This is a genomic window from Ciceribacter lividus (assembly GCF_003337715.1).
GTDB classification, from domain to species: domain Bacteria; phylum Pseudomonadota; class Alphaproteobacteria; order Rhizobiales; family Rhizobiaceae; genus Allorhizobium; species Allorhizobium lividum.
In genome coordinates, this window is the sequence record NZ_QPIX01000001.1 from 441,417 (window position 1) to 456,221 (window position 14,805).

The 14,805-nt window shown below is 64.1% G+C and carries 15 protein-coding genes and 1 other RNA gene; 9 read left to right on the forward strand and 7 right to left on the reverse strand.

The genetic code is table 11. The features are described 5' to 3' along the window. Positions 1-89 precede the first annotated feature (89 nt). Entirely contained in the window at positions 90-3,851 is a 3,762-nt protein-coding gene (locus tag DFR48_RS02110) for an AsmA family protein (protein WP_114361483.1), read from the forward strand. Between the two features lie 100 nt (positions 3,852-3,951). Then, positions 3,952-5,616 carry a hypothetical protein gene (locus DFR48_RS02115; RefSeq protein ID WP_114361484.1) on the forward strand — a complete coding sequence of 555 codons (1,665 nt, stop codon included), beginning with the start codon at positions 3,952-3,954 and terminating at the stop codon, positions 5,614-5,616. A gap of 22 nt (positions 5,617-5,638) precedes the next feature. Here the strand turns inward: DFR48_RS02115 and DFR48_RS02120 are convergent, their stop codons facing one another. From DFR48_RS02120 to DFR48_RS02145, 6 genes are all read right to left on the reverse strand, one after another. Next, a complete protein-coding gene (locus tag DFR48_RS02120) occupies positions 5,639-5,878 on the reverse strand; it encodes a ribbon-helix-helix domain-containing protein (RefSeq protein WP_245415488.1) in 240 nt (79 codons plus the stop codon). 65 nt (positions 5,879-5,943) lie between these two features. Next, a complete protein-coding gene (locus DFR48_RS02125; RefSeq protein WP_114361485.1) occupies positions 5,944-6,147 on the reverse strand; it encodes a DUF4169 family protein in 204 nt (67 codons plus the stop codon). A 54-nt stretch (positions 6,148-6,201) separates the two neighbouring features. Further along, positions 6,202-6,711: an SspB family protein gene (locus DFR48_RS02130; RefSeq protein WP_114361486.1), complete on the reverse strand. Its 510-nt coding sequence runs from the start codon at positions 6,709-6,711 to the stop codon at positions 6,202-6,204. Positions 6,712-6,834: 123 nt separating this feature from the next. Then, positions 6,835-7,213, reverse strand: a transfer-messenger RNA (tmRNA) gene (ssrA, locus tag DFR48_RS02135). 174 nt (positions 7,214-7,387) lie between these two features. Then, positions 7,388-7,612: a hypothetical protein gene (locus DFR48_RS02140; protein WP_114361487.1), complete on the reverse strand. Its 225-nt coding sequence runs from the start codon at positions 7,610-7,612 to the stop codon at positions 7,388-7,390. Between the two features lie 114 nt (positions 7,613-7,726). Further along, positions 7,727-8,113, reverse strand: coding sequence for an AprI/Inh family metalloprotease inhibitor (locus DFR48_RS02145; protein WP_114361488.1), 387 nt, complete (start codon positions 8,111-8,113; stop codon positions 7,727-7,729). Between the two features lie 267 nt (positions 8,114-8,380). Between DFR48_RS02145 and DFR48_RS02150 the strand changes: the two genes are divergently transcribed. The 7 genes from DFR48_RS02150 to DFR48_RS02180 all read left to right on the forward strand — a co-directional run bounded on the left by DFR48_RS02150 (position 8,381) and on the right by DFR48_RS02180 (position 14,111). Then, a complete protein-coding gene (locus DFR48_RS02150; RefSeq protein ID WP_114361822.1) occupies positions 8,381-8,689 on the forward strand; it encodes a DUF2853 family protein in 309 nt (102 codons plus the stop codon). 93 nt (positions 8,690-8,782) lie between these two features. Beyond that, the gene (locus DFR48_RS02155) at positions 8,783-9,577 is read left to right on the forward strand and encodes a thymidylate synthase (protein ID WP_114361489.1); all 795 of its coding nucleotides are present in this window, start codon (positions 8,783-8,785) and stop codon (positions 9,575-9,577) included. A gap of 34 nt (positions 9,578-9,611) precedes the next feature. After that, positions 9,612-10,133, forward strand: a complete 522-nt coding sequence (locus tag DFR48_RS02160) for a dihydrofolate reductase (RefSeq protein ID WP_210205951.1) — start codon at positions 9,612-9,614, stop codon at positions 10,131-10,133. Between the two features lie 140 nt (positions 10,134-10,273). Further along, on the forward strand, positions 10,274-11,347 hold the full coding sequence (gene hflK, locus DFR48_RS02165) for an FtsH protease activity modulator HflK (protein WP_114361491.1): 1,074 nt from the start codon (positions 10,274-10,276) through the stop codon (positions 11,345-11,347). Between the two features lie 2 nt (positions 11,348-11,349). Continuing rightward, a complete protein-coding gene (gene hflC, locus DFR48_RS02170; protein WP_170141779.1) occupies positions 11,350-12,276 on the forward strand; it encodes a protease modulator HflC in 927 nt (308 codons plus the stop codon). Positions 12,277-12,288: 12 nt separating this feature from the next. After that, positions 12,289-12,474, forward strand: coding sequence for a DUF2065 domain-containing protein (locus tag DFR48_RS02175; protein ID WP_112688163.1), 186 nt, complete (start codon positions 12,289-12,291; stop codon positions 12,472-12,474). A 95-nt stretch (positions 12,475-12,569) separates the two neighbouring features. Continuing rightward, positions 12,570-14,111: a Do family serine endopeptidase gene (locus tag DFR48_RS02180; protein WP_114361493.1), complete on the forward strand. Its 1,542-nt coding sequence runs from the start codon at positions 12,570-12,572 to the stop codon at positions 14,109-14,111. Between the two features lie 131 nt (positions 14,112-14,242). Here DFR48_RS02180 and DFR48_RS02185 read toward each other — a convergent pair whose 3' ends face one another. Beyond that, on the reverse strand, positions 14,243-14,791 hold the full coding sequence (locus DFR48_RS02185; RefSeq protein WP_114361494.1) for a GNAT family N-acetyltransferase: 549 nt from the start codon (positions 14,789-14,791) through the stop codon (positions 14,243-14,245). Positions 14,792-14,805 lie beyond the last annotated feature (14 nt).

Genomic DNA, 14,805 nt, shown 5'->3' on the forward strand with positions numbered 1-14,805 from the left:
ATTTGGGCTGGCGATTGCCGTAGCGGAATGCAAATATTTGCCCTGGACCACTGGTATCTTGGGTAGGGAGCAACGGGAGTCGACGGGTCGTGCTCGGACGCATATTGGTGGCACTCGGTGGTCTCTTGGTGGCGGCGCTCTTCGCGGCGCTGCTGGCGCCGTTCTTTGTCGACTGGACGAATTTCCGATCCGACTTCGAGGACCAGGCGAGCCGTATCCTCGGCAAGAAGGTCACCGTCCACGGGGCGGTCGAGGCCCGCATCCTGCCGTTCCCCTCCGTCACGCTGCATGACGTCACCGTCGGATCGGACCGCGACGGCTCGCCGCTCGTCAGTGTCGCCCGCTTTTCGATGGATGCGGAACTGGCGCCGTTCCTCTCCGGCGAGGCGCGCATCTTCGACATGCGCATCGAGGAGCCGAAGGCCCGCATCCGCCTGCTTTCCGACGGGACGCTCGACTGGGCGCGCGGCAGCGCGGCCGAGATCCCGGCGCGGACCGTCGTGCTGGAGCGCGTGCATGTGAGCGGCGGCGTGGTCGAATTCATCGACGAGCAGTCGGGCCGCACCCGCATCGTTTCTGGCTTCGACGCTGACATGTCCGCTCGCTCGCTCGCAGGCCCCTGGACCGTGGACGGGCACGCCTCCGTCGACGGCGAGGCCGGCCGCTTCCACCTTTCGAGCCTGCAGCCGGACACGAAGACCGGCGCCGTGCCGCTGAACGTCCGTCTCCTGCCGGACACGCGGCCGTTCGAGATCGATCTTTCCGGCGGTCTGACGCTCAGCGACGGCAAACCACTCTACAAGGGCAATTTCCAGGCCGCGTGGCAGATAGCTGAGGGTGACGCAGCCGCTGCCGAGCCTCAGGTGGGCGGCGCAAATCCGGTCGCGCCGAAGGTCAAGGGCGAATTCGAGCTGACGAACGAGCGCGTCCGCGTCCCTTCCTATCGCCTTGAGCTCGGCGATGCCGAAAATCCCTACGCCGTCACCGGCGAGGCGACGCTGGATACCGGCGCGCACCCGGAATTCCTGCTGACGGCCGACGGCCAGCAGATCGACGTCAACCGCATCGGCGAGGGGGCTCAGAAGGGAAAGACGAGTCGGCACGTCGTGGTCTCGGTCCGCGAGCGTCTTGACCGGTTGGTCGCCATTGCCGCCCGTATCCCGATCCCATCGGTCCCGGGCAAGGCGAGCCTCGCACTGCCGGCGATCGTCGCCGGCGACACGGTGTTGCGCGACATCCGGCTCGACGTGCGGCCCGCCGGCACCGGCTGGACGGTCGAGCGCGTGCTCGCGACGCTCCCCGGCCGAACGCAGGTCGAGGCGAGCGGAACGCTGGACCTCAAGGGCGAGCCGTCTTTTCGCGGCGACCTGCTGGTTGCCTCGACGCAACCTTCGGGGCTCGCCGCGTGGATTACCGGCGATGTCGATCCGGCGATCCGCGAGATGAAGACTGCCGGTTTCTCGGCGAAAGTGGACCTGACGCCCGAGCTCCAGCGCTTCGAGCGGCTGGAGCTTGCGATGGGAGCGGGTATTCTCAACGGCCGTGTCGAACGCGAGTCGCGCGACGGTACGGCGCCAAACCTGTCGGTCGACCTCACCGGGAACGAGATCGACCTGAACGCGGTCCGTGCGCTTGCGACGCTCGTCGCTGGCGACGAGGCCGGAGCAAACCTTTTCGCGCAGCGGATTGCGGGCCGTCTCAAGGTCGAGAGGCTGGCCGCCTCCGACATCGTCGCTAAGAATGTCGACGCGGTCTTTACGGCCGACGGCGAGAGGATGGCGGTCGAGCGTCTCAACATCGGCGACCTTTCGGGCGCGAAGATCTCCGCGACCGGGACGATCGAGGGCGGGTTTTCGGATCCGACAGGCGAGGCCGACCTCGCATTTGCGGCGGCAGACCCCGGCCCGTTTCTCGCCATACTGAAGGCGCGTGTTCCGGCTCACCCGGCGCTCGACACGCTCGTTCGCAACGCCCGCTGGTACGCCGGGGCGGACCTCAAGGCGCATGTTGTCCTTTCGGGGGCGGATGCCGCCATGTCGGTCAAGCTGGGCGGCGTGGCGAACGGCAGCCGTGTCGCGCTCGACTACGGCCGGGAGACGATTCCACCACTGCCGGGCGCCATGACACTCGAGGCGAGTCTCGAAAACCCGGACGCGCAAATCCTTTTCGGACAGGCCGGACTGGACCCGTTGCCGATCCCGTCTTCCGAGCCCGGCCGTCTCTCGGTCTCGCTCAGGGCGCAAGCGGATGCCCCGGCCGACACGGTGGTGACATTCTCCGGGACCGAGACCTTGCTGACGGCAAAAGGTCGGCTCGATCTCCGGGCAGGGCGGTTCCTGCAGGGGAGCCTGCAGACATCGCTGCGCAGCTCCGATCTCGAACCATATCTGATGATCGCAGGCATCGGGCTTCCGCAATCCGGCGCCGGCCTGCCGGTGGCGCTCTCGGCCGCGGCGGAGATCGGCGACGGTACGGCGAAGATCGACGCGATCGACGGAGCCCTTGCCGGCAATACCGTCCATGGCAGTCTCTCGCTCGACTGGAAGGAGCCGGGCCTGCGCGCCGGCGGTGCGCTTGACCTCGATACGGTCGACCTCGCCTGGCTGGCGGAGGCAGTGGCAGGGCCCGTTACCGACCCTGCGACCGGAGGCCTCTCGACCGGCGCCATCGCCGCGCCGATCGAGGTCCCCGACCTCGATCTCTCGCTCCGTTCGTCGACGTTCTGGCCGAGCGTTCTCGGAAAGGTGGAGGATTTCTCCGGCCATCTGACCGGCCGCACCGGCGAACTGGTGCTGGAGGATGCTGCAGGCAAGTGGCTGGGCGGCGATCTCAAGGGGCGGATCAGTCTTTCCAATGCCGAGAAGACGGCTTTCCTGCAGAGCCGCCTGACGCTGGAGAACGGCGATCTCGCGACCGTTTTCGCCGGCGCCGGCGAGGGCGTGACGCCGCCGCAGATTACCGGGCGCTTCGACCTCACTGCGGTCGCCGAGGCGACCGGCGGGACCGTCGCGGGCCTCGTCTCGTCGATCAACGGCTCGGGCGAGATACGGCTTTCGGACGTCGTCGTGCCGCACTTCGACCTCGGCTATCTGCCGCCGCTGCTCGCCGCCGCCGACCTCATCGAGGGAGAACCTGACGAAAGCAAGGTGCGGCCGCTCGTGGAGAATCTGGTGTCTGAAAGGAGTGCCTCCTTCGGGGCGCTGATCATTCCCTTCAACATCGGTGACGGCGTCGTGCGGGCGCAGAATCTCGTCGCCGACAATGCGCTCGCCAGGCTCGGCGGCGATGCGAGGATCGACCTGCGCAGCGGTGCGACGGAAGCCGTCGTCACCGTTTCACCGGAGGTGGGAACGGGCGATCTCGCCGGCGCCGATCCCGACATTCGCGTCAGGTTTTCCGGCCGGCTGCCAGCGCCGGAACGCTCCCTCGATGTCACGGACGTCACCAATTACCTTTCGCTGCGGGCCTTCGAGCGGGAGCGCCGTCGGGTAGAGACACTGCAATCCAACGTCCTCGAGAAGCAGCGGTTGAGACGCGAGGCGGCGCTCTACAAGTTCCGGGCGGCGGAACGCGAGAAGGTCGCGGCGGCCGAACGGGCCCGGCTGGAGGAAGAGGCTCGCCGGCAGGCGGAGGCCGATGCCCTGGCCCGCAAGGCGGCGGAGGAGGAAGCTGAGCGCCGGGCTGCGGAGGAAGAGGCGGCGCGGCAGCGGGCGATCGAAGAGGGTGCCGGAACGGCGCAACCGCCTGCGGGCGCCGCAACGTCGCCGGCAGAGGAACCACCGCCGGCCGGCCCGACGACCGGAGGGACCCCGCCGAAATTACGGTTCGAGGATCTGCCGGGCGTGAACTGACCGGTATCAATGATCTCGACCGTGCGAGGGGGGACGGCAGAGGGGTGGTCAGGGCGCCGGGCGATGGCGTTCCGGCGCGTTGAGGACAGGGGGACATGACATGCGCATACTTCTATATCTCGTTCAGGCGATCCTGGTTATGCCGTTCCTCTTCGCCGCGGAGGTTCGGGCGGAGGAACGCTATGTCACCTTCGCCGAGAACCGCGGCTGGACGGTGAGCTACGACCGGCAGCAGAACAACTGTATCGCCGTTCCGAAGGCCTCGGACGGGCTCTATTTCATCCGCCCGTCGAGCCGCGAGATCGTCGTCATGATCGCCGGGCCGAAATTCGCCTGGGTGACCGACGAGAAGGACTACAAGGTCGAGATCCGCACTGACCGGCAGCGCTGGGACGGAACCATGCGGGCCGATACCGACGAGGGCTTCGGAGGCCTCTATGTCTCTGATCCGAGCGAGAGCTTCATGTCCGCCTTGAGGGGCGCGTCGCGGCTCAGCCTGCGGGTGGATAACGTCAACTACGGACCCTATTCGCTCGGCGGATCGAGCGACACGCTGAAACAGATCCTCGGCTGCGCACAGGCGGTGGAGCGTGGCGAGTTCAAGCCGGCCGAACCCGATTACATCGGCATGAACGATCTCGTGTCGTGGAAGTCGGAAGACTTCGGCAAGAGCTACACGTCCGAAGGATGGACGCTGACGCTCAAGGGCCAGGACAATGTCGACGGTACGGCGACCGCCTACCTCGAAGTTTCCCGCGAAGGGAAGGGGTCTGCGACGATCAAGGCCGAGAGCGTCCCCGAGGGGCGTGGCTTCGGAACGCTCGGCATCTACAAGTTCGACTGGTCCGATCCGGCGGTCCTCTTCACCTCCTACACGGGCGGTGCCCACTGTTGCATCGAGGCGCGGGTGGCGCTCTCGACCGATGACGGCATCAAAGTCGTCGAACTCGGCCAGTTCGATGGCGATGTGGTCCATCCGGTCGATCTCGATGGCGACGGCATCTACGAGTTCGAGCTTGCCGACCAGCGTTTCCTCTATGCCTTCGCACCCTATGCGGGATCGGTGCCTCCGGTTCAGGTCCAGGCGCTCCGCGACGGCAAGTTCGTCGACGTGACCAAGGAGGCGGCATACCGGCCGGTCGTCGAGCGGGCTCTGCTGCGAACGATGAAGTTGTGCGGAGAGGAGCAGTATCCCGGCGCATGTGCGGGCGCGCTCGCCAACGCCGCTCTTCTCGGCCTCTACAGCAGCGCCTTCGAGTTCATGGTCTTCGACGAGATCAACCCGAAGCTCGAGGACAGCTATCTCAAGTGCTCCGATTCCGCGGCTTGCCGGGGAAGGGGAAACTTCAATGACTTCCAGGAGGCGGTCGCCTTCCGGCTCAAGGACTGGGGCTACGACATCGAGCCAGCGATCAGTGAACCGGCGGCGGCGTTTTTCGGCGAGCTCGCCAAGACGAAGACGGGTTACAGCGCGCCGGGCGACACGACGGAGGGCGGCTGCGCGATGGGGCCGACCCGCTTCGAGGAGGCGCGGGCGAAGGGGATCGTCGCCGTCAGCGGCTACGAATACAGTTGTCATATCGGTCGGGCCGACGTGCTGCACGACAGCGTGGTCACCGGGGCGCTCTGCACGGGCGAGGGCGAATACTGGCTCGACCGCCAGATCTTCGAGAAGGATGGCGCCGACATCTGGCAGCATTCGATGAGCCGCATGGAGGCGGGGCTGACGCCGGTCAAGGCCGCGCCCTGTCCGGCAAAGCCGTAAGTGGCCGGGCGGCCTGCCTTTCCTATCCTTCCTGGAAATGCCGGCCGCTCTTCAGCCAGTCGAGTACGTGGAGCCTGAGGGCGGAGGAGAGATTGCTGCCAGGCGGACGTTTGTCGTCGATCTCGGCGACGAGGGCGGCAAGCGGCAGGGCGCGCTCTGCCGCGATGATCTTCAGCTCGTCCCAGAAGGCATCCTCGAGGGAAAAGCTCGTGCGGTGGCCGTGAAGGGTCGCCGAGCGTTTGCGAATCGTCGCCGTTGCCAAACTGATTCAAGTCCCTGAGAAAATGAGTCCCGAACTGCCCGTAAGATGTTGAGGCTGAATCTCTATCAGGATTTGCTGTCGTCCGGTGCCGGGCGTTCGAGCTTGCCCTGGTCGAGCGTCTTTTCGGCCTTTTCCCGCTCCGCCCGTGTCAGTTCCTTTTCCGCCTTTGTGCGTCCGAACAGGATACGGTTCTGCTCCGCCGTCCTGTCCTTTTCGGCACGGGCTTTCGTCTTCTTGTACTGGCGAAGGTTGACGACGTCTGCGGCCATGACACGGCTCCGGGCAAGGCTTGCAGGCGGGACGTTCCCGCCCGCGCAGGCCGGCTAATGCTTTTTGCGGAAGGCGTCGAGGGAAACGACCGAAGCCGGCTTCTTGTCTTCCTCGCCGTCCTTGGTGGCGACCGGCTCCTGCGGTTCCTCAGCGGCGGCCAGCGGGTAGGCGGTGATTTCGGCGCTCTCCTCGTCCTCGTCGGCGAGCGGAACGTCGAATTCCAGCTCGAAGTTGACGGACGGATCGTAGAAGCCGCGGATCGCGTTGAACGGGATGACCAGCTTTTCCGGTGTGTCGGAGAAGGAAAGGCCGATCTCGAACTGGGTCTCGGTGACCTTCAGGTCCCAGAACTGGTGCTGGATGACGATGGTCATCTGCTCGGCATACTTCGCCTTCAGGTGCTGGGAAATCCTGACACCCGGCGCACCGGTCAGGAAGGTGATGAAGAAGTGATGATCACCCGGCAGGCGGCCTGTCGCCGCCACTTCCGTCAAAACCTTTCGAATGACACCGCGCAGCGCGTCCTGAGCCAGAATGTCGTAGCGAATATGGTCCTGCCCCATGTGATCCTGTCTTTCTTCTGTGACGTCTTTTCCAAGGCTATATGCCATGGCACCGGATGCGGGGAAAGCCCCGGTTGGCGAGTCTTACGGAAGCATAATACATGAATTGTCATCAGGGGAGTAGGTGAAGGCTTCTGTTGCCAGGTGCCTTCGAACCCCGCCTTCAGGTGCTAACCAGAAGGGCTTTAGTGTGGGTTTCCCGCACCGCCATTAGGCAGCGAGAGCATAACCCTGAGCGTTGTTGTCGTTTGCAACTACTCTTGTGACCCGATAACGGCGGTATCATGCCGAGCAAAAGTTCGATCTTTACGCCCTTGTCGATCCTATTTCGCCCCCATCAAAAGCCGGTCCGGAAAGAGCTCCGTCACCGACCGGTTTTTGGTGGAGGCGCCGGGTACCGCCCCCGGGTCCAATAGGTTTATTACACCGACCGTTTATTGCCATAGCCGGCCCGAGAGCCGGCACTCCCCATATAGGTCGTTCCGGGGCGGATGAAAAGGGTGGGACGCTGCCGTTTTTTCAGTCCCGGTGTGCGAAGGGGGAAAGGTGGCCGGACAGGGTACGCGCGGAGGGCGAGGGGTGGCACCTCCGCGGGTGCTCTCCGGCGGATGCAGGGCGGCCTTCGCCGCCCCTGCCGCGTGCCGGCACTGTAGGGAACAGTGGGGCGCCGTGCTCCTCAGGGCTGTACGTTGACGATGAAGAACACCGTCATGTTGCCGTTAACGGTGTAGGTCACCGTGTAGGTGTGGTTCTGAAAGGAGATCCTGGCATTGTCGCCTTTCGGATTGATGTTTTCCTTGTTGTTGTTGACCCATACCGGCACGGCGCCGGCAAAGGCTATCGGATCGAGGCCAAGGGTCTGAACGGCGCTCAGGCCGGACGGTTCGTATTCCACTCTCATCTCAACACCTCTCGTTTCGCTTGCTTCAAAGCCCACGCCGAGGCTGAGAGGAAGGATGATTTACATCTATAGTTGTGTCAATATGAAATACATCCAAAGGTTCAACTGCACGGCTCAATCGTGAATACGTCGCATCGCGACCAGTGTGCCGTCGACGAGCCGGCCGAAGAGGATGCCGCGGACCGGTTCGAAGGTGACGATCGCGGTTCCGTCCTTGTCGAGCAACGACAGGCCGCGGGGGACCGGCTTCCACGCACGAACCGACGCAAGTGTTCCTTTGCAGCCTTTGCTGCGGGCGACGAGGCGACCGCCGCTCCGCTCGCTTTGCAGCTCGAGGGTGCATCCATCCGTGCCACCGGACTGAATGACCCATCGGCCGGCGAACTGTCCGGGGGCGGGGCCGGCGTCGGCGCCGGGTGCGGCAAACAGCATGGCGATGATGACCCAAAGGCTCGTGGCGGTGCGGGACGCGAACGCAGACATCAATACACTACCAGCCATCGGCCTCTCGTCCTTCTCTTCGGTTCGGATCTTCTGCCGAATTCGCTAAGTATTCGCCAGCCTTTTCGCCGCGTTTTCAAGAAAGGCCCGAAAAAGGACATTGGTGTCCGCCCGTGACGCGGATGATGTAACCGGTGTTTCTGCAGGCAATGGGGCCTCCGTCCGGGTGCGTCAACCGAACTTGTTGACGGTTTTCTCTGCCGGGAGCATCCTTCACCTGCAATGAATGCAAAGAACGCGGCATCGAGTATCGGCGGAGACAGGGACATGAAGGACTATCTTGCAGATGTTCATAAGTACGACAGTGCTGCAGATGAAGGGACGGTCGGTCGGATCGTCCGTCATCTCGGGATTGCGTTGCGCGACAGGGATTCCGCTCTGGTTTCCTGCTCGTCCGAATCGGAGCTTGCCCGCGTGAAGGAAAGCTGGTGCGGCAAGAAGCTAGGCGTCGACGGCGATGCGGCCGACGCAGCGATCAAGAGTACCTGCCTCGCCATGGCCGACGACCGCTCGAAGTCGCGCGTGACCTTCTACTACCTGGTCGCCAAGCAACTCGGGAAGCTCGACGCCGTCTGAGGCATCGAGTTCCCGGGGAAAAGAGCGCGAGAAGCTTGGTTCTGCCGTGAACGGCCTCTAGTATGGGGGCCTGGATGAATCAGCGGCGGAACCATGAAGCAATATCTCGACCTTCTGAGCCACGTCTTGGAACACGGCAGCGACCGGGGCGACCGTACGGGCACGGGCACGCGTTCCGTCTTCGGATACCAGATGCGCTTCGATCTTCAGGAGGGCTTTCCGGTCCTGACGACCAAGAAGCTGCATTTGCGCTCGATCATCCACGAGCTTCTCTGGTTCCTCAAGGGCGATACCAACATCGCCTACCTGCACGAGCATGGCGTGACGATCTGGGATGAATGGGCCGACGAGAACGGCAATCTAGGCCCTGTCTACGGTGCGCAGTGGCGCTCCTGGCCGGCGCCGGATGGTCGCCGTATCGACCAGATCGTCAATCTGGTCGAGGGCATCCGCAAGAATCCCTATTCGCGCCGTCACATCGTCAGCGCCTGGAACCCGGCGGAAGTGGACGACATGGCGCTGCCGCCCTGCCACTGCCTGTTCCAGTTCTACGTCGCCGACGGGCGACTCTCCTGCCAGCTCTACCAGCGCTCTGCCGATATCTTCCTCGGCGTGCCGTTCAACATCGCCTCCTACGCGCTCCTGACGATGATGGTCGCGCAGGTGACCGGTCTCGAGCCCGGCGATTTCGTCCACACGTTCGGCGACGCCCATCTTTATTCCAACCATTTCGAACAGGCGAAGCTGCAGCTGACGCGCACGCCGAAAGCCCTGCCGCGGATGCGGATCGATCCGCAGGTGAAGGACATTTTCTCCTTCAAGTTTGAGGACTTTACGCTCGAAGGCTACGAAGCCGATTCAACCATCAAGGCACCGATCGCGGTCTGACGTTTGCCGTGCGAACAACATGCGGGAGAATGGCGTGAGCCCCATCAAGACCACGATCGTCGTTGCCGTCGCCGAGAACGGCGTCATCGGCCGCGAGGGCGACATGCCGTGGAGGCTCTCCACCGATCTCAGGCGGTTCAAGGCCCTGACGCTCGGCAAGCCCCTCGTGATGGGGCGCAAGACGTTTGAATCGATCGGGCGGCCGTTGCCGGGTCGTCCGCACCTGATCGTTAGTCGCAGTGCCGATTTCCGTCCCGAGGGCGTCGAAGTCTTCGAAACCGTCGATGCCGCCATCACGCGTGCCAGGGTCATCGCGACCGAGACCGGTGCCGGCGAAATCTGTATCGTCGGCGGCGGCGAGATCTATCGGCAGGTGCTCCCCTTCGTGGACGAACTGCACGTGACCCATGTCGAGGCCGAGGTGGAAGGAGACACGACCTTTCCGCCGATCGATCCCGCGCTTTTCGAAAGGGTAACGGAGACCTCCGTGCCTGCGGGCGAAAAGGATACGTACCCAACACGTTACGCCATTTATCGCCGGCGGACTGCGGCATAGTCGACTATTTTACCGTTCTTCCGAAGAAGTTCGCGCCGTTCCGTTGAAAGCGGCTCGCGCGATACTTATAACGGTCCGAGGATCGGCGCATCCCCGTGATGCGGGCGAGGCTGGGAGCATTTTCAACAGAAGAGGTCTTGATGCCCTGGAGCAATCAGAACGGCGGCGGCCCTTGGGGCGGCGGCGGCAATAATCAGGGTCCCTGGGGGCAGGGGCCGAACCGTCCACGCGGCGGCGGCAATACCCCACCGGATCTCGAGGAGCTCATTCGCCGGGGCCAGGACCGCTTGAAGAACATCATTCCGGGCGGATTCAACGGTGGCGTCATCTTTGCTCTGGTCGTCGTGCTCGCCGCTTTCTGGCTGATCCAGTCCATCTATACGGTGCAGCCGGACGAGCGCGGTGTCGAGCTGCGCTTCGGCAAGCCGAAGGACGAGGTCTCGATGCCGGGCCTGCATTTCCATTTCTGGCCGCTCGAAACCGTCGAAATCGTCAAGGTGACCGAGCAGCAGCAGAACATCGGCGCCAAGGCGTCCTCGACCTCGACGGCCGGCCTGATGCTCTCCGGGGACCAGAACATCGTCAACGTGCAGTTCTCGGTGCTGTTCACCGTGACCGACCCGAAGGCGTACCTGTTCAACCTTGAAAGCCCGCCGGAAACGCTGCAGCAGGTCGCCGAGAGCGCGATGCGCGAAGTGGTAGGCCGTCGCCCGGCGCAAGACATCTTCCGTGACGCGCGTCAGCAGATCGCCGCCGACGTGAAGGGCATCATCCAGGGCACGATGGACCATTACGGCGCGGGCCTCGCGATCAACGCGGTCGCGATCGAGGATGCGGCACCGCCGCGCGAGGTCGCCGATGCCTTCGACGAGGTACAGCGGGCCGAGCAGGACGAGGACCGCTTCGTCGAGGAAGCGAACAAGTACGCCAATCAGAAGCTCGGCCAGGCGCGAGGCCAGGCGGCGCAGATCCGTGAAGAGGCGGCCGCCTACAAGGACCGCGTTGTCAAGGAGGCCGAAGGTGAGGCCCAGCGCTTTGTCTCGATCTACGAGCAGTACACGAAGGCGCCGGACGTCACCCGCAAGCGTCTCTATCTCGAAACCATGGAGCAGGTTCTGAAGAATTCGCAGAAGGTGATCATCGATGAGCAGGAGGGGGTCGTTCCCTACCTGCCGCTCAACGAACTTGGCCGCAAGTCGCAGGGGGGCAACTGATCATGTCCAATCGTCTGCCCTATTTCCTGATCGCTTTCGCAGCCCTGCTGCTTCTGGTCTATTCGTCGGTCTTCGTCGTCAACGAGCGCCAGCAGGCGATCGTCGTGCGCTTCGGCCAGATCCAGGCCGTACACAAGGAGCCGGGCCTCTATTTCAAACTGCCGTTCGCCTTCATGGATGCCGACCGGGTTCAGTATGTCGAAGACCTCGCCCTGCGCCTCGACCTCGACAACATCCGCGTGCAGGTTTCCGGCGGCAAGTTCTACGAGGTCGATGCTTTCGTCGTCTACAAGATCACCGACGCCCGCCGCTTCCGCGAGACGGTCTCCGGTGACCGCGAGTCCGCGGAGGCACGTCTGCGTACCCGCCTCGACGCATCGTTGCGTCGCGTCTACGGCTTGCGCGGCTTCGAAGCCGCACTGTCGGACGAGCGTTCGTCAATGATGCAGGAGGTCGCAGCGGACCTCAAGACCGACGCCGAGTCGCTCGGCCTCACCATCGAGGACGTGCGCATCCGCCGCACCGACCTGACGCAGGAAGTCTCCCAGCAGACGTTCGAGCGCATGAAGGCGGAGCGTCTGGCCGAAGCCGAACTGATCCGCGCCCGCGGTAACGAAGAAGGCCAGCGCCGCCGCGCGATCGCCGACCGCCAGGTCGTCGAGCTTCAGGCCGAGGCCCAGCGGGATTCGGAAATCCTGCGCGGTCAGGGCGATGCCGAACGCAACCGTATCTTCGGCGAGGCATTCACCCGCGATCCGTCCTTCTTCGAGTTCTATCGCTCGATGCAGGCCTACACCGGCGCCTTCGACACGCCGGAGGGAAGCAGCATGGTGCTGTCGCCGAAGTCGGAGTTCTTCCGCTTCTTCAACGGTTCGGACGGCAAGCCGTCCGCCCCGCCGGCGCAGCCTGAACCGCAGACCGGCAACTGACCGGGTCTGACGATGTCGGATCTGGTCACCGGATTTGCATTCTTCCTGATCATCGAGGGGCTGGTGTACGCACTGGCCCCTCACTTTCTGGTGGCGATGGCGAAACTCCTGCCGGAGATACCCGAGCAGCACCTGAGGTTTTCGGGTCTTGCCGCGGTGGCGCTCGGGGTCGTGATCGTCTGGCTGGTGCGCGGGTAAAAGCCGTTTCGCCGGTCATCAATCCGCCTTATGGTTCGGGCACTGGGCCAAATCAGTTCGGGCACTGAACCAACGATGACAAACGGGGAAACCTCATGACTGCGAACGCCTCCACGAGATCGAAGCGCCTCATCACCGGCCTTGTCGGGGCGGCCTTCGCGTTCGGCGCGACGATGGGGCCTGTCGCGGTGGCAGAGGCACAGCCGACCGGACCGGAGTCGGTGGCCAATCTCGCAGAGGGCCTGATCGGTGCGGTCGTGAACATCGCAACCTCGCAGAACGTCAAGGAGGAGGAGCGCGGGCCGATGCCGCAGGTGCCCGAGGGCTCGCCCTTCCAGGAGTTCTTTGACGATTTCTACAAGAACCGCGAGGGCGGCGGCAATCAGAAGGTCAATTCGCTGGGTTCCGGTTTCGTCATCGATCCGAGCGGCTTCATCGTCACCAACAACCACGTGATCGAAAACGCCGACGACATCGAGGCAATCTTCTCGGACGGCTCCAAGCTCAAGGCCAGGCTGGTCGGCACGGACACGAAGACCGATCTTTCGGTGCTCAAGGTGGAGCCGCCGAAGCCGCTGACGGCGGTGAAGTTCGGTGATTCGCGCAAGATGCGCATCGGCGACTGGGTGATGGCCATCGGCAACCCGTTCGGGCTCGGCGGATCGGTGTCGATGGGCATCGTTTCGGCACGCGGCCGCAATATCAATGCCGGACCTTACGACAACTTCATCCAGACCGACGCGGCGATCAACAAGGGCAATTCCGGCGGCCCGCTGTTCAACATGGACGGCGAAGTCATCGGCATCAATACGGCGATCATCTCGCCGAGCGGCGGCTCGATCGGCATCGGCTTCGCCGTGCCGACGGAACTTGCCGAAAACGTCATCCGGCAGCTCAAGGAGTTCGGCGAGACGCGGCGCGGCTGGCTCGGCGTGCGCATCCAGCCGGTGACCGACGCCGTTGCGGCGAGCCTCGGGCTGAAGAGCAGCAAGGGCGCACTCGTCAGCGGTGTCATCAAGGGCGGTCCGGTCGAAAACGGCCCGATCCGGACCGGCGACGTGATCCTTCGCTTCGACGGCAAGGACATCAGCGAGAGCCGCGATCTCATGCGGAGCGTGGCCGAGAGCACGGTCGGCGCCGAGGTCGAGGTCGTGCTCGTTCGTGACGGAAAGGAACAGACGGTCAAGGTCAAGCTCGGCCGTCTCGAAGACGAGCCGGCCGATTCGCAGAGCGACGTGACGGAGGCCCCGCAGGGTGAGGGGACGCCGTCGCCGGAGACCGGCGAGCAGCAGCCGGGCGACCAGCCGTCCGACGAGGCAACACCCGATGCGCCGGCGAGCGTGGAAAGGCTCGGGCTGTCGCTTGCTGCGCTCGACGACGCGGCACGCCAGAAGTTCTCGATCGCCGAGAGTGTCGAAGGCGTGGTGATCACCGCCGTCGAGGCCGGTTCGGCGGCCGCTGAAAAGGGGCTTGTCGCCGGCGAGGTGATCGTCGAGGTGGCCCAGGAGTTCATGGAAACGCCGGACCGCGTCGCCGAGGTGCTGCAGCGCCTGAAAGGCGAGGGACGTCGCAGCGCCCACATGATGATCGCAAATCCCGTCGGCGACCTGCGCTTCGTGGCAATCCCGCTCGAATAGAGCCAGGTATCAGAGCGAGTGGGTTCCAGCCCGCTTGCCTGATCCTGTGATCGCACTTTGGGCATCAAGCCTTTGGCGGCGAATCCGTTTTCTGAAATTGAAGCCGGTGCAACGGTGCGTCTGCGGGACGATCAGACGTCGCCTCTGCCGATCCGGTAGAGCACGTGGCGCTTCAGGTACGGATGGGTGTCGGGGACGCGCGGATGGTCGAAATCGCCGGCTGCATCGCGCCTCATGCCGATCCGCTGCATGACTGCCTGCGAGCGGATGTTGGCTGCGACGGCGAAGGAGACGACTTCGTCGAGCGTCTTTTCCTCGAAAGCGAACCGCAGCAGCGCACGGGCCGCCTCCGTCACGTAGCCGTTGCCCCAGAAGCGTGTGGCAAGCCGCCAGCCGATCTCGACCGTGCCTTCGGGGAGGACAGGGGCGATCTTCGCTTCGGCAAGGCCGCAGAAGCCGATCGGCTCGGCGCTCTCCTTCAGCTCCAGCGCATAGAAGCCGTAGCCGGTCTCCTCGGTCATCGCTCGAACGAGGTCCATCATCGCATCGGCCTCCGCATGGGTGCGACGCATCGGAAAGAATGCCATCACCTTCGGGTCGGCGTTGATCTCGCGAAAGAGGTCACGGTCGGTGTCCCTCCAGTTGCGGATGATGAGCCGCGGCGTTTCGGTGATGATCATGGCGCTCCCGTCTG

Excerpts from the sequence above, each read along its gene's own strand:
- DFR48_RS02115 (WP_114361484.1), top strand. The coding sequence starts at position 3,952 with ATGCGCATACTTCTATATCTCGTTCAGGCGATCCTGGTTATGCCGTTC.
- DFR48_RS02125 (WP_114361485.1), bottom strand. The coding sequence starts at position 6,147 with ATGGCCGCAGACGTCGTCAACCTTCGCCAGTACAAGAAGACGAAAGCC.
- DFR48_RS02130 (WP_114361486.1), bottom strand. The coding sequence starts at position 6,711 with ATGGGGCAGGACCATATTCGCTACGACATTCTGGCTCAGGACGCGCTG.
- DFR48_RS02140 (WP_114361487.1), bottom strand. The coding sequence starts at position 7,612 with ATGAGAGTGGAATACGAACCGTCCGGCCTGAGCGCCGTTCAGACCCTT.
- DFR48_RS02145 (WP_114361488.1), bottom strand. The coding sequence starts at position 8,113 with ATGGCTGGTAGTGTATTGATGTCTGCGTTCGCGTCCCGCACCGCCACG.
- DFR48_RS02150 (WP_114361822.1), top strand. The coding sequence starts at position 8,381 with ATGAAGGACTATCTTGCAGATGTTCATAAGTACGACAGTGCTGCAGAT.
- DFR48_RS02155 (WP_114361489.1), top strand. The coding sequence starts at position 8,783 with ATGAAGCAATATCTCGACCTTCTGAGCCACGTCTTGGAACACGGCAGC.
- hflK (WP_114361491.1), top strand. The coding sequence starts at position 10,274 with ATGCCCTGGAGCAATCAGAACGGCGGCGGCCCTTGGGGCGGCGGCGGC.
- hflC (WP_170141779.1), top strand. The coding sequence starts at position 11,350 with ATGTCCAATCGTCTGCCCTATTTCCTGATCGCTTTCGCAGCCCTGCTG.
- DFR48_RS02175 (WP_112688163.1), top strand. The coding sequence starts at position 12,289 with ATGTCGGATCTGGTCACCGGATTTGCATTCTTCCTGATCATCGAGGGG.
- DFR48_RS02180 (WP_114361493.1), top strand. The coding sequence starts at position 12,570 with ATGACTGCGAACGCCTCCACGAGATCGAAGCGCCTCATCACCGGCCTT.
- DFR48_RS02185 (WP_114361494.1), bottom strand. The coding sequence starts at position 14,791 with ATGATCATCACCGAAACGCCGCGGCTCATCATCCGCAACTGGAGGGAC.